The sequence below is a fragment of the Staphylococcus equorum genome (assembly GCF_029531845.1).
Taxonomy (GTDB): Bacteria; Bacillota; Bacilli; order Staphylococcales; family Staphylococcaceae; genus Staphylococcus; species Staphylococcus equorum_C.
In genome coordinates, this window is record NZ_JAMBPV010000005.1 from 38,950 (window position 1) to 63,738 (window position 24,789).

Annotated in this window: 25 protein-coding genes; 4 read left to right on the top strand and 21 right to left on the bottom strand. The window is 31.9% G+C overall.

Annotation, left to right across the window (positions count from 1 at the left end):
• The 10 genes from ftsZ to bshC all read right to left on the bottom strand — a co-directional run bounded on the left by ftsZ (position 1) and on the right by bshC (position 11,931).
• Complete coding sequence (gene ftsZ, locus M4L39_RS07790; RefSeq protein WP_002507933.1) at positions 1–1,173, bottom strand: cell division protein FtsZ; 1,173 nt, start codon at positions 1,171–1,173, stop codon at positions 1–3.
• 29 nt (positions 1,174–1,202) lie between these two features.
• The gene (ftsA, locus tag M4L39_RS07795) at positions 1,203–2,609 is read right to left on the bottom strand and encodes a cell division protein FtsA (RefSeq protein WP_277581536.1); all 1,407 of its coding nucleotides are present in this window, start codon (positions 2,607–2,609) and stop codon (positions 1,203–1,205) included.
• Positions 2,610–2,714: 105 nt separating this feature from the next.
• A complete protein-coding gene (locus M4L39_RS07800) occupies positions 2,715–3,602 on the bottom strand; it encodes a cell division protein FtsQ/DivIB (RefSeq protein ID WP_277581537.1) in 888 nt (295 codons plus the stop codon).
• Positions 3,603–3,617: 15 nt separating this feature from the next.
• Complete coding sequence (murD, locus tag M4L39_RS07805) at positions 3,618–4,967, bottom strand: UDP-N-acetylmuramoyl-L-alanine--D-glutamate ligase (protein ID WP_277581538.1); 1,350 nt, start codon at positions 4,965–4,967, stop codon at positions 3,618–3,620.
• A 1-nt stretch (position 4,968) separates the two neighbouring features.
• Entirely contained in the window at positions 4,969–5,934 is a 966-nt protein-coding gene (gene mraY / locus M4L39_RS07810; protein WP_277581539.1) for a phospho-N-acetylmuramoyl-pentapeptide-transferase, read from the bottom strand.
• Between the two features lie 205 nt (positions 5,935–6,139).
• Positions 6,140–8,380 carry a penicillin-binding protein gene (locus M4L39_RS07815; RefSeq protein ID WP_277581540.1) on the bottom strand — a complete coding sequence of 747 codons (2,241 nt, stop codon included), beginning with the start codon at positions 8,378–8,380 and terminating at the stop codon, positions 6,140–6,142.
• A complete protein-coding gene (gene ftsL, locus M4L39_RS07820) occupies positions 8,361–8,771 on the bottom strand; it encodes a cell division protein FtsL (RefSeq protein WP_021338689.1) in 411 nt (136 codons plus the stop codon). The genes M4L39_RS07815 and ftsL overlap by 20 nt, the downstream gene beginning before the upstream one ends.
• A 14-nt stretch (positions 8,772–8,785) precedes the next feature.
• Entirely contained in the window at positions 8,786–9,721 is a 936-nt protein-coding gene (gene rsmH / locus M4L39_RS07825) for a 16S rRNA (cytosine(1402)-N(4))-methyltransferase RsmH (RefSeq protein WP_277581541.1), read from the bottom strand.
• A gap of 15 nt (positions 9,722–9,736) precedes the next feature.
• A complete protein-coding gene (mraZ, locus tag M4L39_RS07830) occupies positions 9,737–10,168 on the bottom strand; it encodes a division/cell wall cluster transcriptional repressor MraZ (protein ID WP_277581542.1) in 432 nt (143 codons plus the stop codon).
• Positions 10,169–10,317: 149 nt separating this feature from the next.
• Positions 10,318–11,931 (bottom strand): bacillithiol biosynthesis cysteine-adding enzyme BshC, encoded by a 1,614-nt coding sequence (bshC, locus tag M4L39_RS07835; protein ID WP_277581543.1) that lies wholly within the window; start codon positions 11,929–11,931, stop codon positions 10,318–10,320.
• Positions 11,932–12,212: 281 nt separating this feature from the next.
• Here bshC and M4L39_RS07840 point away from each other — a divergent pair, with 281 nt between their 5' ends.
• Positions 12,213–12,656: an N-acetyltransferase gene (locus M4L39_RS07840; protein ID WP_277581544.1), complete on the top strand. Its 444-nt coding sequence runs from the start codon at positions 12,213–12,215 to the stop codon at positions 12,654–12,656.
• Between the two features lie 213 nt (positions 12,657–12,869).
• On the opposite strand, the gene M4L39_RS07845 is transcribed toward M4L39_RS07840, so the two are convergent.
• Together M4L39_RS07845 and M4L39_RS07850 are read right to left on the bottom strand one after the other, a co-directional pair.
• On the bottom strand, positions 12,870–13,556 hold the full coding sequence (locus M4L39_RS07845; RefSeq protein WP_277581545.1) for a YjjG family noncanonical pyrimidine nucleotidase: 687 nt from the start codon (positions 13,554–13,556) through the stop codon (positions 12,870–12,872).
• Between the two features lie 197 nt (positions 13,557–13,753).
• Complete coding sequence (locus tag M4L39_RS07850) at positions 13,754–13,888, bottom strand: beta-class phenol-soluble modulin (protein WP_277581546.1); 135 nt, start codon at positions 13,886–13,888, stop codon at positions 13,754–13,756.
• A gap of 381 nt (positions 13,889–14,269) precedes the next feature.
• Between M4L39_RS07850 and M4L39_RS07855 the strand changes: the two genes are divergently transcribed.
• Positions 14,270–14,827 carry a GNAT family N-acetyltransferase gene (locus M4L39_RS07855; protein WP_277581547.1) on the top strand — a complete coding sequence of 186 codons (558 nt, stop codon included), beginning with the start codon at positions 14,270–14,272 and terminating at the stop codon, positions 14,825–14,827.
• A 62-nt stretch (positions 14,828–14,889) separates the two neighbouring features.
• Here M4L39_RS07855 and M4L39_RS07860 read toward each other — a convergent pair whose 3' ends face one another.
• A complete protein-coding gene (locus M4L39_RS07860) occupies positions 14,890–16,755 on the bottom strand; it encodes a glycosyltransferase family 2 protein (RefSeq protein ID WP_277581644.1) in 1,866 nt (621 codons plus the stop codon).
• 400 nt (positions 16,756–17,155) lie between these two features.
• On the bottom strand, positions 17,156–17,395 hold the full coding sequence (locus M4L39_RS07865; RefSeq protein WP_431197628.1) for a glycerophosphodiester phosphodiesterase family protein: 240 nt from the start codon (positions 17,393–17,395) through the stop codon (positions 17,156–17,158).
• An 884-nt stretch (positions 17,396–18,279) separates the two neighbouring features.
• Between M4L39_RS07865 and M4L39_RS07870 the strand changes: the two genes are divergently transcribed.
• Positions 18,280–18,780: an AAA family ATPase gene (locus tag M4L39_RS07870; protein WP_082587046.1), complete on the top strand. Its 501-nt coding sequence runs from the start codon at positions 18,280–18,282 to the stop codon at positions 18,778–18,780.
• Positions 18,781–18,961: 181 nt separating this feature from the next.
• Complete coding sequence (locus M4L39_RS07875; RefSeq protein ID WP_057511939.1) at positions 18,962–19,240, top strand: hypothetical protein; 279 nt, start codon at positions 18,962–18,964, stop codon at positions 19,238–19,240.
• Positions 19,241–19,512: 272 nt separating this feature from the next.
• Here the strand turns inward: M4L39_RS07875 and M4L39_RS07880 are convergent, their stop codons facing one another.
• From M4L39_RS07880 to M4L39_RS07910, 7 genes are all read right to left on the bottom strand, one after another.
• Positions 19,513–20,073 (bottom strand): PepSY domain-containing protein, encoded by a 561-nt coding sequence (locus M4L39_RS07880; RefSeq protein ID WP_057511938.1) that lies wholly within the window; start codon positions 20,071–20,073, stop codon positions 19,513–19,515.
• A 68-nt stretch (positions 20,074–20,141) separates the two neighbouring features.
• On the bottom strand, positions 20,142–20,555 hold the full coding sequence (locus M4L39_RS07885) for a YolD-like family protein (RefSeq protein ID WP_057511937.1): 414 nt from the start codon (positions 20,553–20,555) through the stop codon (positions 20,142–20,144).
• Positions 20,556–21,761: 1,206 nt separating this feature from the next.
• Complete coding sequence (locus tag M4L39_RS07890) at positions 21,762–22,184, bottom strand: hypothetical protein (protein ID WP_057511936.1); 423 nt, start codon at positions 22,182–22,184, stop codon at positions 21,762–21,764.
• A gap of 135 nt (positions 22,185–22,319) precedes the next feature.
• Positions 22,320–23,696 (bottom strand): SH3 domain-containing protein, encoded by a 1,377-nt coding sequence (locus tag M4L39_RS07895; RefSeq protein ID WP_057511935.1) that lies wholly within the window; start codon positions 23,694–23,696, stop codon positions 22,320–22,322.
• Between the two features lie 37 nt (positions 23,697–23,733).
• Positions 23,734–24,177: a phage holin family protein gene (locus tag M4L39_RS07900; protein WP_431197629.1), complete on the bottom strand. Its 444-nt coding sequence runs from the start codon at positions 24,175–24,177 to the stop codon at positions 23,734–23,736.
• A gap of 52 nt (positions 24,178–24,229) precedes the next feature.
• Complete coding sequence (locus M4L39_RS07905; protein ID WP_082587045.1) at positions 24,230–24,382, bottom strand: XkdX family protein; 153 nt, start codon at positions 24,380–24,382, stop codon at positions 24,230–24,232.
• A gap of 1 nt (position 24,383) precedes the next feature.
• Positions 24,384–24,785 (bottom strand): hypothetical protein, encoded by a 402-nt coding sequence (locus M4L39_RS07910; RefSeq protein ID WP_057511933.1) that lies wholly within the window; start codon positions 24,783–24,785, stop codon positions 24,384–24,386.
• Between the last annotated feature and the right edge of the window lie 4 nt (positions 24,786–24,789).

Genomic DNA, 24,789 nt, shown 5'->3' on the forward strand with positions numbered 1-24,789 from the left:
TTAACGTCTAGTTCTTCTTGAACGTCTTTCTTCTCTATTTCTAATAAAGCTTGGAATGTCATCTTCATTTGTAGTATGACTTCTGCCTTCACTAGCACTTTCTGATGGTTGAGAAGTATTTGCTGTATTTGATGCAAATGAATCTTCTTTTGAACTATTACTGCTTGTGGCACTCGTACCGAAACCAGTATTTGAAGCTTTACGTGCTTGCGATGAAGGTTTATCTTCAAATCCAGTAGCGATCACTGTAACTACAATTTCATCTTGTAATTCTGGATTAATTACAGTACCGAAAATCATATTTACATCTTCGTCTGCTGCATCTTGTACAATGTCAGCTGATTCTTGTGCTTCGAAAAGTGATAATGACTCTCCACCAGTAATATTCATAAGTACACCCTGTGCACCAACGATTGAAGTTTCTAATAATGGTGACGAAATCGCCTTTTTAGCCGCTTCTACTGCGCGGTTTTCGCCAGAAGAAACACCAATACCCATTAATGCTGAACCTTGGTTAGACATGATTGTTTTCACGTCTGCAAAGTCAAGGTTTACTTCACCAGATACTGCGATTAAATCAGATATACCTTGAACACCTTGACGTAATACGTTATCTGCTTCTTTAAATGCTTCCATCATTGGTGTTGATTTATCAACGATATCCAATAATCTGTCATTAGGAATAACAATTAATGTATCTACAGCTGCTTTCATTGATTCTACACCAGCTGCTGCTTGTGTTTGACGCTTACGACCTTCAAAACCAAATGGACGTGTAACGACACCAACTGTTAACGCTCCCATTTCTTTAGCAATTTTTGCTACGACTGGTGCAGCACCAGTACCAGTACCGCCACCCATACCAGCAGTTACGAATACCATATCTGCGCCTTGGATAGCATCTTCGATCTGTTCACGGGACTCTTCTGCAGCTTTTTTACCAATGTCTGGGTTCGCTCCAGCGCCTAGACCACGTGTTAATTTTTCACCAATTTGGATTTTAGCTTCAGCTTTAGACAGGTTTAAAGCTTGTCCATCCGTATTGATTGAAATAAATTCAACATTATTCATACCATGGTCAATCATACGGTTTACAGCGTTGTTACCGCCGCCCCCTACACCGATGACTTTCAACGTCGCTAAATGATTAAATCCTTGTTCAAATTCTAACATTTATATTTCCTCCTAGTTTTAATGGCCAATCAATCGAATAGAGATTTCATAAGTTTTTTGAATTTACCTTCTTCTTTGTCCTGAGGTTTACGTTCTTCATCTTGGTTGACGTCTACTTTTTCGTCGTATTCCTCAGGCGCTTCTGGTTCTTCCAATTCAGAAGCTGACGTTTGTGGCTCTTCTTGTTTGTTTGATTTTTTCTTGAACCAGTCAAATCCGCTTGATTTTGTGCTATGTTCTCTTTCATCAGATTCGATGACTTCTTCTTCGAATTCTTCACTGTCATGATTACTAATTGTAACATAATCTAGCAATTCGTCGAAAGTAATGCTACTAGAAATTGTTGAAATTGCTGAAGAGAATTCAGGTTTTCTAATACCCATTTGTGATGGTGTATGAATTCTTACTTTTTCACTTACCATATCTTGTAGTAATTCTTTAACACCTAATAGGTTTGCTGAACCACCAGTAACCACGAAACCGCCGTTAACTTTAGTAAGTCCTAGCTCTTGTAATATATCAAAAACATTAAAGAAGATATCTTCAACACGTGCTTCAATAATATCTGCTAAATCTTTTTGAGTAAACTGAGCTTCTTCTTCACTATCCACTTGATCCACACTAAACACATCATGATCAGAAGCAGATTCAAAGAAAGCGTGACCATATTGATGTTTAACTTTTTCTGCTGTCTCATAAGAAGTGTTTAAACCTTGCGAGATATCTTCTGTGATATCTCTTCCAGCCATTTCTATTGCCGCAGCATCAACAAGCTCACCGCGTTCATAAAACGCAAGTTGTGTAATATCTTCACCAATATCGATGATACATGTGCCTAACTCTTTTTCAGTAGCTGAAAGCACTGAACCATAGTTATACGCATCTGAATATACATCTAATACATCTACGCCACAAGATTCTACACATTTAATCATATTGATTAAGATTGATTTTTGAATTGCAATAACGCCAGCTTCTACTTTCAAACCATGTCTCGCAATTAATTCTTTTGGATCTGAAACTTCATTTTCCCCATCAACAATAAATTTAATTGGGAATGCATTTATAATTTCAGTTTCTGGCACATCATTTTTTTCACGAATACCTTCAAGCACACTTTCAATATGTGTACCATTCAATTCTGTATCTTCATAAAATTCTATTTCATTTGCTTCATCAAATACTTCAGTTCCAACTATCGGAAGTTTTAAAAAAACTTCTTTAATATCTACACCTGAAGCAATAGAGGCTTTTTTGATTGTATCTTTTATCGCTTGCTTAGCGATATCAAAATCATCAATAAGACCATTTTTAATCCCACTTGTGTAGGTCTGTCCTGTACCTATCACATTTATTCCATTGTGAAATTTTTCGCCCACTATCGTTTTAACACTTGATGAACCAATATCTATACTTACATAATAATGCTCTTCCATAGATAGGCACCTCCTGACAATAACTTATTCAAGTTCACACTATTAACAGTTTACAATACGTTTTGATGCTTGTGAACTATAAACACGTGTATTTGTCGAAATTTTTTAATTATTTTTGTCTGATTCTTTATTTATTTTGTTTAATGCACTTTGTAACTCGTCTTTTGCAACATCTGTTTCTGTTGTTTGTTCGTCTACATTTTTATCACTTGCTGATCTTGTTTCATTGCCACCACTATAAGGAATAAATGATGCACCTACTGATAAATCAATGTATCCCGACTTTTTCAATTCGCCTGATTCATCGCGTTCTAACGATTGTGACATTTGTGGATAATATTTCATTTTGTTAGCAATCGTATTTAGATTACCAAGAATTTGAATATCATCAGATGTGAATAATTTAATTTGATTTTGTAAATTTTCTTGAGGGTCATACTTAATTTCTGCAATCATACCTCTCACGTTTGCCGGCATTTTTGCAAGTTCATTAACGATTTTTTCTTTTTCCTCTTTTTCAAATCCTTCTAAAATAGGTCCATCATCCGTTGCATTGCCATCATAGTTTTCTAATTCTGTACCATTTTCTAAAATAGGCACATAATCATCTTTCTTTTTCGTCATTCCAATAATTTGATTTTCAGTGACTTCAACCGTTAATGTGTTAGGCATTTGTTTCGTGATTTTCGCGCTTTTTATCAACTTATTGTCTTTTAATTTATCCATCGCTTTTGAAGTGCTATATGTGTACATTCTGGAGTTGTCTTTAACATCAATTGCTTTATTGATTGCACCTTTAGACACATTATCATTGCCTTTTATTTCCACACTACTTATCTTACTTAAAGGCGTGAACATATATATAAGAATCAAAATGATAATAAATAACAATACACCAAATACTGAATATTGAATTTGCTTTTGTCGTTTTCGACGTCTTGCTCGTTTTTCTTTTAAGTATTCAGAGTCAAATTCACTTACTTTATTAGTCATTCATTTTCACACCCTTTAAAAAGAAGGTAAGTGCGCTTGGAAACTTTTAATAAATTTATTTCCACGCTCTTCAAAAGTATTGTATTGATCCCAACTTGCACAGGCTGGAGATAAAAGTACAACGTCATTTGGTTCTATAGCGTCTTGTATTTTATCAACTGCATCTTGAACGTCAGTCGCCGTTATTACGTATTTTCCCTGGCTTTCACCTAGCTTCACAAATTTACTTTGCGTTTCTCCAAATGCGACCATCACCTTGACGTTTTTCATATACGGAATAAGTTCGTCAAAATCGTTACCACGATCTAAACCACCACATAACCAAATAATTGATTGATCAAATGAATTTAATGCAAATTGTGTCGCGAGTGTGTTGGTTGCTTTTGAATCATTGTAATATTTATTCGTTTTGTTTGAACCCACATATTGTAATCTATGTTCAATACCAGAGAATGTTGTAAGACTATCAATGATTGCTCTTACTGATATGCCAGCTAAAAGTGCAGCTAAAGTCGCTGCAAGTATATTTTCTAAATTATGTTCACCAGGCAATACTAAATCGTCTTTATGAATAATTCTAAATCCTTTGAACACGATAAAGCCATCTTTCACATAAATACCATCAACTTCTTGTTGCGTAGAAAAATAATATGTTTTGGCACTTAATGATTCCGACTCAATTAAATGACGTTGGTGATAATTACATATTAAATAATCGTCGTCTGTTTGATTTTTATAAATTTCTTTTTTAGCATTTTGGTAGTTCTCTAATGATTCATGATAATCGAGATGTGCCGAATATATATTTGTAATAATAGCAATATGTGGCTTGTATCGATCTATACCAAGTAGTTGGAATGAAGATAATTCCGTAACTAAATAATCACTTGCTGTGACCTCCTGAGCTACTTTAGAAGCAACATATCCAATATTCCCTGATACTTTACCTGTTACTCTACTTTTTTGAAACATATCACCGATTAATGACGTTACAGTAGTTTTGCCGTTTGTACCAGTGACACCTATGATAGGTGCTTCTGATATCAAATAACTCAATTCAACTTCTGTTAAGATTTTCAACCCTTTCTCTACCGCTGCTTCAAGCAAAGGTACAGTATAGGGTATCCCCGGGTTTTTAACTATAATAGGGTTACTATCAAGTAATGACAATGGATGTTCTCCACCGATAACTTTAATCCCCCTATTTTCCAAATCTTTAGCATGAGAGTCTTGGCTTAAATCTTTGCCATCATTAACTATGACATTGGCGCCCAACTTGTTTAACAACTTCGCTGCTTCATAACCACTTTTCGCTAAACCAATTACTAATACATTTTTATTTTCTAATCCTGTATATTTCAGCAATTTAATTCACTCCAATCCATAGGCCGATAAGTCCTGAAATCAAGCCTACTGTCCAAAATACCGTAACAACTTTCTTCTCATTCCAACCAACTAATTCGAAATGGTGATGTAACGGTGACATTTTGAAAATGCGTTTCCCTGTTAATTTAAAAGATGTAACCTGAATAATTACTGATAAAGTTTCTGCAACAAACACGAAACCAATAAATATTAGTGATAATTCTTGGTTTAACATAATTGAAATTGTGGCAAAAATACCACCTAACGCCAAGCTACCTGTATCTCCCATAAACACTTTTGCTGGGTTTAAATTAAATGGTAAGAACCCTACTAATGCAAAAATCATAATAATACAGAATAAACCGATAGACGTAGCGCCTTGGAAATAAGCCATAATTGCATACATAACAAATCCAATTATAGATAAACCTGTTGCTAATCCATCCAAACCATCTGTTAAATTCACCGCGTTAGAGAAACCTACTTGCCAAAACACAATAAATATTACATATGCAATAGATAGTGGTATTTCAGTATTCGTAAATGGAATATGTATTCCTGTTGAAAAATCAGTTAAATTAAACGCTTGGCTCAAAATGAAGAAGATGACTGCTATCGCAATCTGTGCTAAGAATTTTTGTTTACTTGTTAACCCTTCATTGTTCTTTTTCACGACAATGATGTAATCATCTATAAAACCGATCAAGCCAAACCCTATTGTTACAAATAATAGTAAAATAATTGGATTAGGGTTTTCCATAAAAATAATAGCAAGTATCGAAGTTATAATGATACTAATCAGGAAAGTAAGTCCACCCATTGTAGGTGTACCTGTTTTTTTCATATGACTTTGTGGGCCTTCCTCCCTGATACTCTGCCCAAATTTCATTCGTTTTAATGTTGGTATCAATACTGGGACTAATATAAAAGTGATTAAAAGTGCAATGATTGCGAGTAAATAAACCATATTATGCTCCTTTATATATTTAATTGGATTATTTCTTAGTGCTAAGTGGCAACAGTATGTATAGAGGTAAGTAGCTTCATCAGTTATTTAGTTAACGTCATTATTACTAAATACTGACAAGCTACTATTTGTGAATACCTCATAATCATGAAACAAACATTCTAACATGCTTTAAAATTGAAACCAGAAATTGTAGTAAATAATTTTATTCTTTATCTTCTTTATTTTCTTCATTGTCTTTAGATTTTGATTCATCATCTGATGTTTCTCCATTAATTTCTTCTGAAGACAATGTTACTTCAATCTTATCTTTTTTACTTATCTTTTGACCTGCTGTTATGGATTGTTCAGAAACAAATCCGCTGCCTTTGGTAGTTACTTTTGTATTCGTAAGCTTTTCAAATGCAATGACTTCTTCTTTAGTCCAACCGGACATATCTGGCATAGTAACATCGCCATCAGTCAATAATAGCACTCTACTATTAGGCAATGCTTCTTTGTCTGCAGTAACAGATTGTTTTGTGATTTTCTCACCGTCACCTATAACAATAGGTTCTAGAGATTTACTATTCACTTTATCTTGTGCTTTTTGCGTTTCTTGACCTTCAACATCAGGTACTTTGCTGTATTTTACATCTGATTTGTCTTTCGAATTTTTATCTCCGACATTCAAATATTTCAATGTATTCTCCATAATTGGTTTAAAGGCTTTACTTACACCTAAATCATATGCTTCTTGATCATTATTTTGAGCTAAGCTCATACCAGCATAAACGACAACTTCTGGGTCATCTTTTGGAGCATCACCGATAAAGCTTACGAAATATGGATTTTCACCCTCTGCATATCCACCATTATCTGGATCCGCTACTTGTGCTGTTCCGGTTTTACCTTCGATTTCATAACCATCAATTCTGTAGTTTTTAGCATGACTGTCTTCGCTGTTAACAACTTTATCCATTTCAGTACGTACTTTTTTAGCAGTATCTTTTTTGATTGGTTTACCAGCGATTTCTTTTTCACCTTTGTAGAAAGTATCATTACTTACAGGATTAGATACACTTTCTATGAACCATGGTTTCAACATATTGCCCTCATTATAGAATGCTGATTGTGCTTGTAACATTTGTACTGGTGTTACAGTCGTTGACTGACCAAATGCAGATGTTTTTTGTTGCGCTTCATTATCCCACGCGATGTCACCAGTAGCTTCACCATCAAACATGCCGTTCGTTGATTCACCGAATCCAAATTTTTCATACCAATCTTTCATCTTATCTGCACCAACTAAATCTTGTAAATGCATCATTAAGGTATTTGAAGAATACGTGAACCCAAGTGACATTGGTATCTCTCCCCAACCTACTTTGTTCCAGTCGGAAATTTTAGAGCCCATTACTTCTCTAGGTTCTGCCGTATATTTTTTATCTGGATCAAATTTTCCTTCTTCGATTGCTGCTGCTAAACCAAAGTTTTTAAATGTGGAACCTGGTTCATACGTGTTTTGATACAAATCATTCGCCCATTTTTTACCAAAATCTTTACCAGTTTCTGGATTAAACGTAGGTCGTTGACTGTACGCAAGAATTTCACCTGTATCTGCATCCATGACTACAGCAAATAAATCTTTTGGTTTATAATGCTCAACCATTCCATCTAAGGCTTCTTCAACAAAGACTTGAATGTTGGAATCTATAGTTAAGTGAACATCATCACCGCGTTGTGGTGTTTTCTCTTTTTTTGTATTCGGCGCAATGTAGCCCCAAATATCATGAATATAAGATAATGCACCTTTTTGTCCCGATAAATAACTATCGAATATCTTTTCAACACCCATAGCGCCATTTAATTCCCCGGTATCAGGATTTTTTTGTGCTATTCCAATAAGATGTGACGCAAAGTTACCATTAGGATAGAAACGTTCAGTTTCTGGATAAAGCGTGACGCCAGGTAAATTCATTTTCTCTATTTTTTCTTTTTCTTGATAAGTTAAATCAGCACCTTTTTGTCCAAATTCAACTTGAAATGCTTTTTTATTATCCAATCTTTTTTCAATATCTTCTTCTGACATATCTATCACTGTCGCTAATTTCTTCGCGGTTTCTTTTTTATCTGTAACATGTTTCGGTTTCTTGCTGCCTTCACTCGCTTTTTTATCAACAATAGCAACGACTTTATATCTTTCTACGTCTTCTGCTAGTACTTTTCCATTACGATCATATATTTTCCCACGTTCAGGTTGCTCTTGGCTTTGGACTAAATATTTTTCATTTGCTTTCATTATTAAATCTTCACCTGAAGAGTGTCCTGTCAACATAATATATGAATATCTTAAAACCAACGTAAAAAAGAGCAGCCCAAATCCGAGAACGAGTAGGACTGCCCCTATTTTACTTTGTTTAATTTGAAAGTTCGGTTTTTTAAATCTAATTTTTCGCTTCGCCATTATTACGCACTACCTTTACATTGTCGTTCTTAAGGCTCATTCCTTCGTCTTTTGCCTTATCGTAAATGCGTTCATATGAAGAGTTCTTTTTAATTTCAGATTCTATTGCGCTGTTTTCACTTGATTGTTGTTCGATTTTAGTATCTAAATCTGCAATTTTCCCTCGAGTATCATACGCATCCATTTTCAAAGATAGCATATAAATGCTTATTAAAGCAATTACTGTTATAAGTCCTATGTATAACATTTTCTCAAACTTTGTAAGTTGAACTACTACTTTGCGTTTTACGGTTTTGGTTTTAGGTTGCGTTTTAGGTTGTTTCCTCGGCTGTGACTCGGGAATCTGTTGTTCTGATCCATTATAAGGTTGATAAATCTTCTCTACTGCCACTCATCATTCACTCCTTATTTCAATATTTCTGCAACACGTAACTTCGCGCTACGCGCACGGTTATTTGTATCTAGATCTTCTTCAGCAGCGGTAATGGGTTTACGGTTAACACGTTTCAATTTAGGCGTGTACGCTTCAGGTATGACTGGCAATCCCCTTGGAACATCTGGACCCTTTTCATATTCTTGAAGCATTTGTTTGCATAATCTATCTTCCAATGAATGGAAGGTTATGACTGAAATTCTACCATCAATTTTTACTGCACCTATCGCTTGTTCTAGTGAATCCTCAAATGAAGATAATTCATCATTCACTGCAATTCTAATTGCCTGGAAAATCCTTTTTGCAGGATGACCACCTTTTCGTCTAGCTTTTGCAGGTATACCTTCTTTTATTACATCAACGAGTTCTAACGTTGTTTCGATTGGCTTTTGTTCTCTGTTCTGTTCTATACGTCGCGCAATTTGTTTTGAAAATTTTTCTTCGCCATATCTATGAAAAATTCTGACTAGTTTTTCAAATTGCCAATCATTTACAACTTCATAAGCTGATAACGATTGTGTTTGATCCATTCGCATGTCTAATTTGGCATCATTATGATAACTGAATCCACGTTCAGGTACATCCAGTTGTGGACTGGACACACCTAAGTCATAGCAAATGCCATGTACTTTTTCAATATTCAAATCATTTAAAATTTCAGTTAATTCTCTAAAGTTGCTATGGACAAAAGTCACTTTATGTAAGTGTTCTTTCAAAACTTCTTTAGCATTTTCAATCGCTGTTGTATCTTGATCTATTGCTATAAGCCTACCTTCGTCACCCAATTGATTTAATAAATAGAGGGCATGCCCTGCGCCACCTAATGTACAGTCGACATAGACACCATCTTCTTTAATATTTAAATAATCAATGGTTTCTTTAAGCATAACGCTGACATGATGAAACAAATTTAACTCCTCCTATTAAAAATCAAAATCAATCAGGTCTTCAGCAATATCTTCGAAACTATCTTCAGATTCTTCATAAAAACTGTTCCAAGTTCCTCTATCCCAAATTTCAATACGATTTGAGACACCTATTACTGTACATTCTTTACTTAAATTAGCGTATTGTCGCAAGTTTTGCGGAATGTTAATCCGCCCTTGTTTATCCAATTCTACTTCTACAGCTCCCGAGAAGAACATACGCATAAATTTACGTGCGTCCTTTTTAGTCATTGGTAATGTCTTCATCTTCTCTTCGATAACTTGCCATTCTTCCAAAGTATAACCGAATAAACACTTGTCTAGGCCTCGAGTGATTATAAAACGTTCATTTAAGTCATAGCGAAATTTGGAAGGCACTATCATGCGTCCTTTTGTATCCAATTGATGCTCGTATTCTCCCATGAACATTTATAATCACCTCACCTTCTCATATATATAATTTACCACATCTCACCACTATCCTCCACTAATTATACAAATTTCACCATAATTTCTTATTCAACATAAAAAAACACCCGATTCATCACAAAGATGAATCGGGCGCACTCTTACTGGTTCTAAGGTTTTATTATAATATGGTCAAAAGTGTGAGAAAGTGGTGGGTAAGTGGAGGGACTGAACACATTCATCCCAAAATCATTCATAATTTGTAAGGGGTTCCATATTCGTTCTTGTAACCCACCCATTGGATGAAGTGTACCACTTAATACTTTAAAATGTTTCATGCTAATTTCATTTTCTCTTTCTATATTTAACAAATATCTATTTATCAAATAATCATATTGTTTTTGGTGAATTGAATTATTTTTTTCTAATAACAATGTATTATCATTGTTGCCTGTTACTTCTGCTTTTAACGATTGATATAGCGTTTCTTGTTGTTCTTTCATTGATTCAATTTGATTAATAAATGTTTGAGATGCTTGTGCTCTAACAAATTTTTGTTTAGCATCTTCAATTCCATTTTCGATAATTTGGTTTTTATCTAGTTGATATTGTGCTATTAATTTTTCAATTCTGTGATTGGCATAAGTAATTCGTAAGCGCGGTAAGACGATTGGCATTGAGACATCCAATGTTCTAAACACATCACTTAATTCGGTCCAATATTTTATTTCACTTGGTCCGCCAATAAAGGCAATAGTATTAAATAACCATTCTTCCATTACTGGTCTTGTTACCACATTATTTGAAAATCTTTCTGGTTCTGAATCTACTAAATCTAAAACCTCTTGCATTGTCATCGTTTTATCTGATTTATTCAAATAGAATTGACCCTCTTTGAATGTCAGTAATTGTCTCATATTGTCTACATGTAAAAACAAATGTACATTTGTATCTGTTTGAATCATTTGCTCTAAACCACGTGATGTTGTTTGTGTTTGTGTTTTTCTAAAGGCTGCATCTACTTCAAGATGATTTTCCACCATTTTTCTAATAAACGGTTGCTCTAATTGACGTAGGTCCGGATCATTGGCATCTATCATTAATAAACCATATGTCTTAAACACTTCATGTAGCAATGCTTTAAACATATCAGACCAACTATCATGTGCATCAATAATATTACGGCACAGTTCAATTAAAGGACGTGAATGTTCAGTTTCATTCAATTGTTGGAAAAATTGATTTAAAGTTTCCTTTAACTGCGTTTTATCAGGATTATAATGTGAGACGCTTGCTTCTGGAGGCTCCATTGTATGATATTTGATTTTATGTAACTTAGCATCTTGATTGTTATACGCATAAGTATGATTTACTTCGTCAAAATCATGGTCTTCACCTGCAATCCAAAACACAGGAACGATATGCTTATTATATTCTTTAGATAGTTTTTGACTTAGCGTAATAATAGAAAATATCTTATGGAATGTGTATAAAGGTCCACCAAACAAACCTGCTTGTTGTCCGCCAACAATTACTTTCGCACCATCACTTAATAATTTAATATTACTCTCTTGTTCTTCAGTCAAAGATAAATCGCTCATATAATTTTCAATTACTTTTGCTAATGCAACTTCTCTTCCATTATTTTCACTTAGAAGTCTGTGTTTATAGTTATTAGTATCCATTGCATCTAAATGATAGAACTGAGCTAGTGTTGAATCACTTTGTTTAATTTTTGAAATAAATTGATCTTTTTCATTGAGTTTCGTAGTCATACAATCCATTCGTAATTCTCCTTATGTTACTCTATTCCTAATCAGTATAAAGTTTATGTACTATATTGACAATTTAACGGCTTAAAATAACCTGTATTTTTTTACTTTTTTAATTCTATGTACAAACTATAATAAACGATTTTGGAAAAATTTAAAAAAAGTGTGTTTATGTATTTGAAATAAGTATCGTATACAGTCTATGTTAACTGTATGTTTCGAGTCATCATTTTTGTGAAATATCATTAGAAATAAGGTATAATAAAATGTAATAGTATAAAGGGGGAGACGCTATGAGTAATGTAAAACGTCTTGATATAAATTATAAAACAGACGAATTATTCGAAGATTTCAGAAACTTCGGGAACAAAGATTTATATATGGTTGATGAGCTCCGTGGAGAAATGATAGACGCGAGTTCAGATTCACCTTTCTACGGTATTCAAATCGGAGATAGATTAGGAGCAAGAATGGCATTGTATCGTAAAGGCGATGTAGAAGAAGTTTACTTCCCTGATTTCGACGATTACAACGTATTGTGGAAATTAGAAGTATTAAGTGATTTTCAAAATCGTGGTTACGGTAATGAATTATTGGATTTTGCAAAAAAACAAGGGTTACCAATTAAAGTAATTGCTCGTAATCAGTCTAAAGCATTCTTTATTAAACACGGATTCAAAGATGTAAATGCAGTAAACAAAGATGGGCATGATGTTCTAGTTTGGACACCACGATAAAAAATATGACACATAACTACATGTCTCAGTTATTTTAGTTTCAGTAACTGTCTAATATCAAATGCACGTGTTCCAAGCTTAAAAAAACTACTTCTTCAATTATGAAAACGAGTAGTTCTTATGCAAGAGCTTCGGTTCTTGTATTCTTTTTTAGTAAAACTTGCGTGGGTGGGAATACAAAATCAAATTCGATTTTGTATTCCCACCCACTTTTTACTTCATATAAATTAATAATTCATTGAATGACGTAATTGTATAATCTGGTTTTATATCAGTTTCATTCATATTATTTCTAGGATTAAACCAACACGTGTCAATTCTAGCATTTTTGCCTCCTAAAATATCTGATGTCATTGAATCTCCGACAATTATGGCATTATCTCGTTTGTCTTCACCAATTTCCTTAAATACATAATCAAAAAATTCGGGCATCGGTTTTTGGTAACCTGTTTGTTCTGAAACAAAAACACCTTTAAACAATTGACCAAACTGTGCCTTTTCAATACGGCGCTCTTGGGTTTCCAGGACACCATTTGTCACAATATATAAATCATGATTTTGTTTTAAATGCTTTAAAGTTTCAATTGTGTGAGGAAAGAATTTTATTGGCGCTTTAGCTAATTCATCTCTAAATATATAATCTGCTTCTTTACCATCTACAGTCATTTCATGTAAATCAAAATATACTTCAAATCGCTTACTTAGAACTTCTTCTTTCGTTAACTTATTAATTTGAAAAGCTTCCCAATGTGCTTGATTCACTTTCATAAATGTTTTCAAATCATCATGATTAGCGATTAATTGATATCTTTCTGCCATTTTGAAAAATGCATGTGATTCCGCATCATGAAAATCTACGATTGTATCATCAAAATCTATAAGTAGACTTTTAGAATTCATTATTATTATCCTCTCTTTTTTATAATGTTTTTATCATCTTTATTGTAAATCATATCAAGTTATCTAAATTCGGTAAAATAGTTGCTTAGCCTTTTGAATATATTTATTGCTTTTATTCATATAGTAATAGTATACACATTTTGAATACAAAAAATGGCCAAGGTTATCACCCTGACCACTGAACTCTATTTTAATAATTAGGACCCAAACAATTGACCTAATAATCCGACACCGCTTGATACGATATCTACAATGCTTGTCCCTAATTTAGTTCCGTCTCCCGCAATTCCTGCTTGTACTGTGTTTTTAATTGCTTCAAATAAACGATCCATTATAAACACTCCTTATAAAATAAAATTTCTCTGACTGAACAATCTGTTGAAAACGATACTTTCAAAAAAATTTTTATTTGTGTATCGCTTGTTATATATACTATAAGATAATACTTGATTATATTGTTTAGTATTACTTACTTAATCATAAAATTGCTGTATCTGTTATTTAATTGCTGATTTCAAACAGTTTTGAATCCTTTATTGTATTTCGCACAATTAAATAATGTTTTGTAATGTTAATCGATGAATAATTATATGTTTAAAAAGTATTAATTTTATCAGAACTTTTAAAAATTAACGTATGAACAGAATCGATTTGTAGTATGCTTATATAAATTAAATTCAACAGATTATCTTAATAGATCGGGAGGAAAATTTATGAAAGCAGTGCTTAAAATTAATAACCATCTAAGTCTTAGAGATGCTCAAGCAAGTGACATTGAAGATTATCTCTCAGTCCCCTTTAATGAAGAACTTTTGAGAATGTATGGCTCTGGTATGAATGTAGAAACAGAAAAACAAAAGTCTGGTGCTAAAATACTAATTTCGAAGATTATCGAAAATCCATATGAATGGGCTATTGACTATGATGATTTATTTATTGGACAAGCTCGCTTAACATTAGATAGCACAAATAATAAAGCTAAGTTTGCAATAGGTATATTTAACCCGGATTTTTGGAATAAAGGAATCGGTACTCTAGTAACACAACAGATTTTGAAATATGCCTTTATTAACTTAAGACTTCGTAAAGTTTATTTACGTGTTCTATCATATAATTATAGAGCCATCCAATCTTACAAAAATGCAGGTTTTATAATTGAAGGTAGCGATCGAGAAGGTTCATATATAAATGGAAATTATGAAACCGACTTATATATGAGTATCTTACGAGACGAATTTAAAAGTAATATCATTGATAAGGAAAAACATTAAAAAGGAGATTCCAAAATTGGAATCTCCTTTCGACAACTATAAAGTCACAGTTTCTTTTTCATTTAAATTTCTTTAACAAAGTTTCGATTTGCAGTTATAAATGTACCATTCATTGTTTTAAGTCGTGGCGTACCTTTTGAAGAAACTACTACTTTTTGAATAGCTACTTTTTCATTTTCCTTAAGCTCTTTCAAAGCTTCTCCACTAAAATCCCTATTTCGATATTCTTTACAATCTTTTAAAATTATTACAGTTTTGGGTTTCTCATAGATATATTTATGAGCATTACTTGTAGCTACGCAATGGATATATTTTTGATTTGCTGTTAACACAAATCCCTCAACAGTGATAAGCCTTGGTGTGTTCTTTTTAGTATAGCCAATATCTTTAATTTCTATTATTTCACCTATTTCAACAGTTTCATCTGCACGCTCTTTAAACTCAACATCTTTATATAAATTGACTTTTTTCGCTATAGTAATCGTTATTGGATTGTAAGTAAAGTATTTATCAAGTGATTCAGTTTTTTTATCATTTACAATAAATTCAGATCTGAAATTTTGTCTGTTGAGTTTAAGCGTCGGGGTTGCGTTAGGTAAATTCATATTAATTGTATACTTCTTATATTTATCGTGGATTAAATTGATATTAAAATCAAAATCACACTTACTTAAATCTTTAGTTTTTACATATAATCGATTATCCAATTCAGAGAATTCAACTTCGATTGCATTGAGCTCATAATTCGTTTCAGTAAGTAACACTTGATTAATAGTAGTTTCTGGAGCTTTATAAACTCTTATAACTTCTCTTAATTCATCATCAATGAGGTGTGTACCTTCATAAACTGCAAACATTTCTTCTTTCATTGGTAAATAACCCTTTACAGTTTCTGGCATTAAAAAATAAATTTGATTATTTTTCACATATCTATCTGCTTTTCCACCTTTTAATAACATTCCGATAAAATCAAAAAGTTTCTCATATTCTTTATTTATAAGCATTTGATAAATATTTTTATATTTATCTCCAATGATATAATCTTCAACATTTTTATCATGCTCATTTAAAGTGTCTAGCATTTGTTGAAATAGATTATAGAACTCTTCTTTATTTCCACTTTTTATAAACCTTTTATTATTAAATAATCTAGAAATGAAATCTACTTCTACAAGACGACTTAATGATTGAAATTCTGCAGGCTGAGGTATTTCCAATTTCAGTACTTCTTGTAGTACTAATAAATTAAATTGTGTTTTTTCTATAATATTTGTTTCACCAACAAGTGATTGATTATATGAATATCTATTCACGTGGTAAACTGGCGTTGAATTCATAGAACCTGTTTTACATTTAGAAATCGCATTGATAAAGAACAATTTATCTTCACCAAATTTCATATGCTTGAATTCTATTTTATTATCAACAATGATATCTCTTTTAATAATTTTCCCTGGAGGCCCTACTGCTCTAAAAATCTTATTGATTTCATATGGTACTAAATCGTTCGCAACTTTATATGAAGTAAATCTTCCTAATTTGCTAATTGCTTTATCTGTATGTTTAATGCTCTGCCCAAACGCAACATCCGCATTATTCTCTTCCGCTTGGTTTAACAGCGTCGGCAAACCAGTTGAATCTAACCAATCATCTGCATCAAGGAAAGTTATGTATTTCCCATCCGCATTTTTAATACCCACGTTTCTAGGTTCAGCAGGACTACCTGTATTTTCTTCTAATTTAATAAGTTTTAAAAAACTGTATTTATTTTTATATCCTTCAATTATTTTTAATGAGTTATCGCTAGAACAATCGTCTATAAATATCGCTTCAATTTTATATTCATCAATAGTTAATGCCCCAATTGATTCTATACATTCATTAAGAAATAATTCTTTATTGTACACTGGTACAATGATAGACAGCATTTTTTCCAATTCCTAATTCCCCTTTTAGATGATTTAGTATTTAGTTTTCATTATATTATTAATTAAATTCTTAAATGTGTATAAAATCGGTTGTTATGTATTTATTAACATTTTAAAAACTACTACCTCAAAATAACATATATTAGTAATACACAACACTTTAAAGGGGGTTATTTTAAAACGCTAATCATTCATGTATAAATTATAATTAGAATATGCATTTCCCTTATATTTATGATGTCTATTAATTGTTTATCACTTTACAATATCGTCTCCATAATTTGTAAAAACCCTTTTACTCCTATTTCTTTCAAGAACTTATAGTCATTCTTACTATTTATTGTAAATACGTGTACTTGCATAGCATTATTTTCAATACTTTCTATAAGCTCACGATCTATTATTTTATACGAAACTCCAACTGCATAACTACTAAATTATCATCTTTAGTTATTTGTAAATCCAGTTCCAAATAGTCAATATTCCTTTCATGAATTGCCCTATCATACGATAAAAAACTATGTTCAGGTTTATAACCACTAGCACCCCTACGAGCAATAATTAAAGATTTCTTTTCAGTAACTTCATACCATTTAACTTTTGGTATGAGTATTATTATAGATACTATAATAATACTCATGTATAAAATGATTCTCTCTTAATTTATACCTCCCTTTTTGTATTATGAAACTATAAATAATACAATTCTCTTAATTTTTTAATTGTATTGCGTTAATCTTATATTTAATAAACCATACACATACTGTTTTACATCCTTTTACTAACGTTCATAATAAATAGCCGACACAACGTGTCGGCTCATAGAATTTGATTATATTTTTATGTTATGTTAATTTATAAAATAAAAAAGGGTAACATACATAAGTGTATCGCCCAAGTAAGCCCGTTAAAAAGACGGTGGCTGTTTAATAGTTATTTAATAACCATCTACAACTCGCCAAAGCTAGAGATGGTTATTTTTTATGGTCATTTTTACTAACTAATACTAAGCCAATGATTGTCATGACAATCATCAACATTTCATAATCAGTCAATGTTACGCCTTTCTAGGAGTCAATCCATATTTTATAGGCATTATCTGATTTATAATGATATTAGCCACCATCTATCCAACTTGCTAGCTATTGTTTTACTACAATTTTTAGTCTACTGATTATTATTTCTGCCGACCTTTTTTCCACATCGTGATTAAAATATTTCAAACTGATAAGTATAGGATTATAAAAAAAGAACCCCGTAGTTACGGGGTTCTTACTTTCAAAAAGTATGTAGTTTTATTGCTTTAGTGTCCTGGGAGGGATAAATCTAACTTTAGGACAAAGCCTAAAAACGCATAACTAAAGCATTTCAACTTATTTACTTTCGGAATAAATAGAAAGAAACTGAACCATTTTGACACGTATTTGACACTTATCTACCTATTTATTTAGGTGGGTTGTTTGTTAATACAATTTTTCATATAATTAGTATCATGACAAGAAGAAAAATTGGGGGGACATCAATTTGAATAATTTAGGAACTTTATATTTTTTAACAGGAAAAATGGGTGCAGGAAAAACAACAAAATCAAAACAATTAAAAAAAGAAAAAAACGCAGTTTTATTATCCGAAGATGAATGGCTTGAAAGTCTGTACCCAAATAAAATTAAGACATTTGAAGATTATCAAATTTTTTCAAAACAAATAAAACCATTAATAAAAAAACATATACAAAATATATTAAATGTAGGAACAAATGTTGTTATGGATTTTCCAGGAAACACTAAGAATCAAAGACAATGGTTGTTAAATATAGCAAATGAAATCAATGCAAATCATAGACTTATATATCTAAACGTTAATAATCAAAAGTGCCTAGAACAAATAAAACAAAGACAAAAAGAAGAACCTGAAAGAAAAAATTTTGATACAGAAGCTACTTTTAATTATGTAACTAATTTCTTCGAAGAACCTGAAAAATCAGAAGGGATAAAAATATTAGAAATACAAAACAACAATTATTAATAAAGTAAGATTGCTTTATATCAATTTCTTTATTAACGTCGCCCATCTATTAATTTAGATGGGCTTTCTTATGTTCTTAGGTACGTTCTATACATAATGAAATTATCAAAACACTCACACTTAAATTATCAGATTATTTTTGTTATGATAGTAATAATTCTAACGAAGGAAGGTGTAATTCATGAATAGATATGCTATTGCTTACGATTTAAATAATGACGAGAAAAACTATAATGAATTAAGTAAGTTCCTTAATTTATTAACAGAACCTATTCGCGTGCAAAAATCCCTTTGGATAGTAAAAAGCGAACTTGATAAGCTAGAATTCACTCAGAAAATTGAATCTATACTAGATGAGGATGAGTATTATCTTATTTTCAATTTAGATGAATCGCCGAATGGTAATGTAGATAAAAACGTATCACCTAAGATAAGTGAGTTCTTTAAGCCAGGGGGCTAAATTTTCTTTTTCTTCAATTTCCAAGCCATCATATTATTTTGGTGGCTTTCTTTACGCACGCAATCAACCACACACCTTACTTATCACTTCTCGATGCAACACAATGCATTTCTCAGCATAAAAAACCCCACTAATTAAAGTAGGGGTAAAGGGAAGGTTGTAATCTTCCAAAAACTTTTTCCCTTTTATAATTACTTTAAACATTTCATTTCTATTCATTATTTGAATTTTAAAACACCCACCTACTCATTTAGGTGGGTGTAAATAATTCATTAATCTTGCTCATTAGTTAGTATTTTGCCATTTTTTGCATCAACGCTAATTTCATGTTTAGTCTTTCCTTTTTTCAAGTCCATATCATATACAAGTTTACCGTTATCTTCTGATAGCGACCATTCTTTGATATCGCCATCAAATTCTTTTTGACCTTTTTTGATTGCATCTTTATAATCAATGGCGTCTTTATATTTAAATTCTTCTTTTTTATCTATTGAATCTTCTTTTTCAGTCTCTTTATTTAACACTTTTTTATTTTTATCAGATACTATCACTTCAGATTCTTCTCCTGATTTTTGTTGTTCAATTTTATAAGCCCATTCGCCGTTACTCTTTTCATAAGAAATACCTTTTAGGTTTTGTCCGCTATATACATCTTGCGCTTTTTTTACAGCGTCTTTAGGACTTGTTTTGATTTTATCTAATGCAATAACTTGTTTATCTGCATCTTTATTACTTGAGCTCTCAGATTTAGTATCACTATCTGAAGATCCATTTCCACATGCAGTTAATAATACTGCAGACATTGTTAAAGTTGCTAAGCTTTTTATCTTCATCAACATTACCTCCTAGAATCATTACAGTTCTTTTACCACAAAACTACTTAACAAAACAAAATATTATTTCAATTTATCTCCCCAATGTCCTTTAAATTTACCTTACTTAAACCAGTTTCTTCATATAAATAGAGTAATTGCTCATGTACATCTACTTTGTGTATGTAACCTTCAATTATTTGTATAAAACCTTTTACAAAATACCTAACTTCTATCACTGGATCGTTGTACATTTTAAATATCAATGTATCATTTAAAATATTTAATTGGTCATCGCTTAGTTCAGGCTTTTCTATTATATTTTGGTCTTGCACATATTCTTTCAAACGCTCATGCTGTTCAGGCATTGTGGAAAAGGCGTTCCACTTAACAATTCCTCTACCTTCGGGTATACGTGGATTTAAAAATTCGCGTGGTATATTACGATAATCGGATTCATATTCATATTCATATTCATCTGGAGCGTCTGGGTTAACCACCATTTTTTCACCTCATAAATATAATGGAACACTTGTTCGTATTAAGCAATAAAAAAGACGCCACTTGGACAAAATGGCGTCAATATAAAGATATTTAGAAAGCGTTAGTTCATACACTCCGTTATTAATTCAAAAAGGCGCCGAGTCGCCCAATGGATATAAAACTAATAATTTAAAAAAGATTGAAATATGAAAGGCTATTTAACATATTATCAGAATATTCTATATATTACAAGTAATAATAAAAAACAACCACGTAAAATGTGATTGTTTTATTATGACAAATACATAATAACAAAAGTGTCTATAAGCGTAATTTTCATAATACAATAAAAAAGACACCTCGTAAGAGATGTCTTAGCTAAGAAAGTGTCCGATATTTTGGCTGAAAATATCTATATCCACACTAACATATTATTTACACTTAATACTACTCTAATACTTTTCGTTTTTAATCCATCCTTTCTTATCAGTAAATTTAGAAATTAAAAAAACGCCACTCAATTAAGAGTGACGAACATATTTTTACACATCGAGGGAAATCCATGTGCCTACTTTTTATTCCCTTATTTGGTTAAATTAAACAAAAACCATTATTACAAGAAGGACATGAAGTAATTATAAAAATATTTTAGAGTAAAGTATATCTTGTTTTTTTATTTCGTTTAAATTTTTTTGTTTATATAAAAAAAATAAACCCGCCATGTTGGCGGGTTTTAATCATAAATTATTATAGGAGGGCATTTGAAAAAGATTCATTCTAAATACCACTATTAAAGAGCAGTTTAGTAATAACACTATCTAAACAAAATAAATATTAGATAGTGACTAAATGATAACAATTCTCTATTAAAAATGCAATAAAAAAAATAGGGCAAGCACATGACGGTGCCTACCCTACATATACTTAAACGTAGCGACAATATGTCTAACAACAATTGTAATTATACATTACCACTTTATTATAGTTACTAAACAAAAAATTACCCCCTCTTGGAGTGGTTGTAAAATAATAAATTGGAGTTAATGACATTCGCGATATCTATTGGAACAATAATATAAAAACGCCACTCATGAAGAGTAACGTTAAAACCTGTTAGATGCTACCGAAGTGACATCTTTTTATTGAAAATACTAAATTGATTAAAATTCATTAGCAAAGAGATAGTTATTATATCATCAGAATATTCCGCTTATTCCAACAAGATATTATTTATATGGAACGACAATTAATACATCTTTTTTTTGAATTACTTTATAATCCTTGTTTAACGATTTTGAATGGTATTTATTTACGTTCTCAGAAATATTTTTTGTTTTTTGTGCATCATTTTGCATAAATTTTTTGGGTGATTGTTCTTTATTAGATTTATCTATAATTTTTTTGATATTACCCTCAGAGTCAATTATATACTTCGTTCTATTCTCCGAGTCATAAAACGAACCATTTACTTTTTCGCTTGTTATAGTTAATTCACCGTATAAAGTGTTTACTTGAGCTTCTTTGCTAGTCTGCTTTTCAGTGTTAGTACTTTCATTTTTATTGCTTTTTTCGTTTCCAGAAGCACCACAAGCTACTATTATAAAACTTATTGCTAATAATATTGATATACCCAAGAATTTTTTCATCATTATCTATTTCCTTTCTTTTTAAAAAAGACACCTCACAAAGAGATGCCTTTCTAAAATAGTGTATCAAAATATTTGCAACCCCTTGCAAATGTCTTCCTTTAACTTAACATATTGTTGTTACCAACGCTACATGATTTAACTAAATGTGCCCCATGCTTTGCCAACTCTATTACCTTTGCCATCTGATTTACCTATTGGCATGTACACTGTAGCACCACTGTATACGTCCCAACTAATCCAGATGTATCCTTCATAATCTTGTATTTCACTATAATTAACTGTTTGACCGTATTCTAAACCACCAGCAATTGGATTGTGTAAACTAGGTCCAGTATATCTTGTAACAATACCTTCTGAAACTTTACACGTGAATGAAGCAGATTTTTTCTTCCATAAAATTCCCCAACTATTCTTTTTCCATCCATTACCAACTGATGAACCATGTTCATTAGCGGGTTTAGATTGTTCTTTTTCTGTTGGAATAGTAGATTTATCTGGCACATCATCACTTGCAGGTGCACCAGCTTTTAATGATGGATCGTTGTAATATTTTTTAATCTCTTGAATGAAGTAATCTTTCAATTGATTTCTAACACTTTGAGGTGCTATACCTTGTCGTACTGGGTCAAATCCAGTATGAAGTGCCATACTTCTATGTGGACAAGCTGTTGGTACAAATTGATTATGGAGCATTACCGTTTCTCTGTTAACTGGTAATCCATAGTACAACATATCAGCTGCAGCCTTTTTAAACGTTGCTTGTTCGTTTGCCATGAAGTCTTTATTACTAGCGTTCATTGACTCGTTAACTTCATAACCTAAATAGCTATTATTACCGTTAGCATCAGCCACATGCCAAGCTACACTATACGTATCAATCGCACGCCATACTGTATTTCTATCGATATAATAGTGAGCAATACCTGCTTCATATCTTGATACCGATGCGTTACTTAGGCTCTTATAGTCTTGTTTAGCAGATGCATTACCTGCCGTGTTATGGATTACAACACCTTTCACACTACCGCTACGTTTAGACATCTTATAATTAATAGTGTGATTAATCGTTTGGATCTTAGTTGATTTAGAAACCGCACCTTTTTCATCATCTTCATATGGTGGTCTAATTACACCCAAGAAATCACCATACTCATGGTCTTCAACAAATGCTGCTGGACTTCCTTTAGTTAAATTAGCGTTATAAAAGTTTTGATCTATACTATTAAAGTATGTTCCGTTGGCTTCTGTAACTATACCTGTATGTCCGTATTTCCCACCAAACACAAAGATGTCTCCAGGTTGTGGTATTTGATTTTTACCTTTGATAACTTGAAATCCTTTAGGCCATTTATAGTTAATAAAGTCTTTTGCGTGCCCTTGTGGGTGAACATTCCAATACTTTTTAGTAAACTCAATAATAAATGTTGCACATTGCGCACCATAAGGTTGATCATCAGTAAGTCTATTTCCTATATTTTTAACTGCCCATTTAACTCCATCTTGTTTCTTCATATATAAAACATCTCCTTATTTCATAATAAAAAAGCCGTTACTTCCGTAACGATTCCTCATCTTTTGTACTATTTTCATTTATAAAATCATTTTTTAAGTTATCTGTTGTATCGTTTTTCGTTGATTTAATTACATTTAATTTTTCCGATATTTCTTTAGGTATGAGAACTCCCATTTCAGCACAATTTTCTACAATACTTAATCCTTCATTAGCCATGTAAAAGAATATAGTCAATACAACAAGTCCACCGTTTAATCCAAGTACTTGATCAATTATATTTGCTAGAATAACAATGAAGAATATAAATATTTTCCTAGAAAAACCGAATAAAGCTTTTCTGCTCCATAAATTTTTATTTTTAATTGCTTTACCAATCCCAGTACCTATATCTAATGCCATTAATATCATTAAAAAATATAATAATTTTAAATCTCCAGCATAAATAAAGGTATGAAATGCTTCTGTCTCTGTAAACTTCACTGTAACTTCCTCCATTTTCTCCACCTACTTTCTATAAAATAAAACCACAAGCCTAAACTTGTGGTTGTTCTGGGTAATCTTCTCCAGTGATTTCTTTATACTGTTCTTTAGTCAATGCGTCTAGCTCAACATACGTTTGAATGTCCTCGTTTGTGTAACAGTTAATGTCATAAAAATATTTGATAGAATCGAATCCTGGATACATATTAATTTTCCCCTTTCAATTTGGCAATCTCAAGCATTGTTTGTGCTTGTAGTTCTTCAATTTCTTTTAGTCGCTGTTCTTTCTTAGTTAACTCTGTTAATGTTTCTGCTTGTTCCTTTTGAGTTTTAACTAATTGATTAGCTGTCTTGGTTACTTGCATTTGAGCTTGTGCTAACATTATTTCATTCACCTTTGGAATATGAGGTTCCTTTTCAGGTCTATGAGATTCCCATTCTTCTTTTGTAGCGCCTATCCATTCATTACCATCAAAGTAATATGGAGAGTAAATACCTTCAGGCGGAGCCACATCTGTCCATTCGTCTTGAGGATAGTCATATTCACCCTCTTCATTCATGTAAGCTAAATAAGGTGTACCGTTATATAAAAACACTTGTTTAAACATCTTT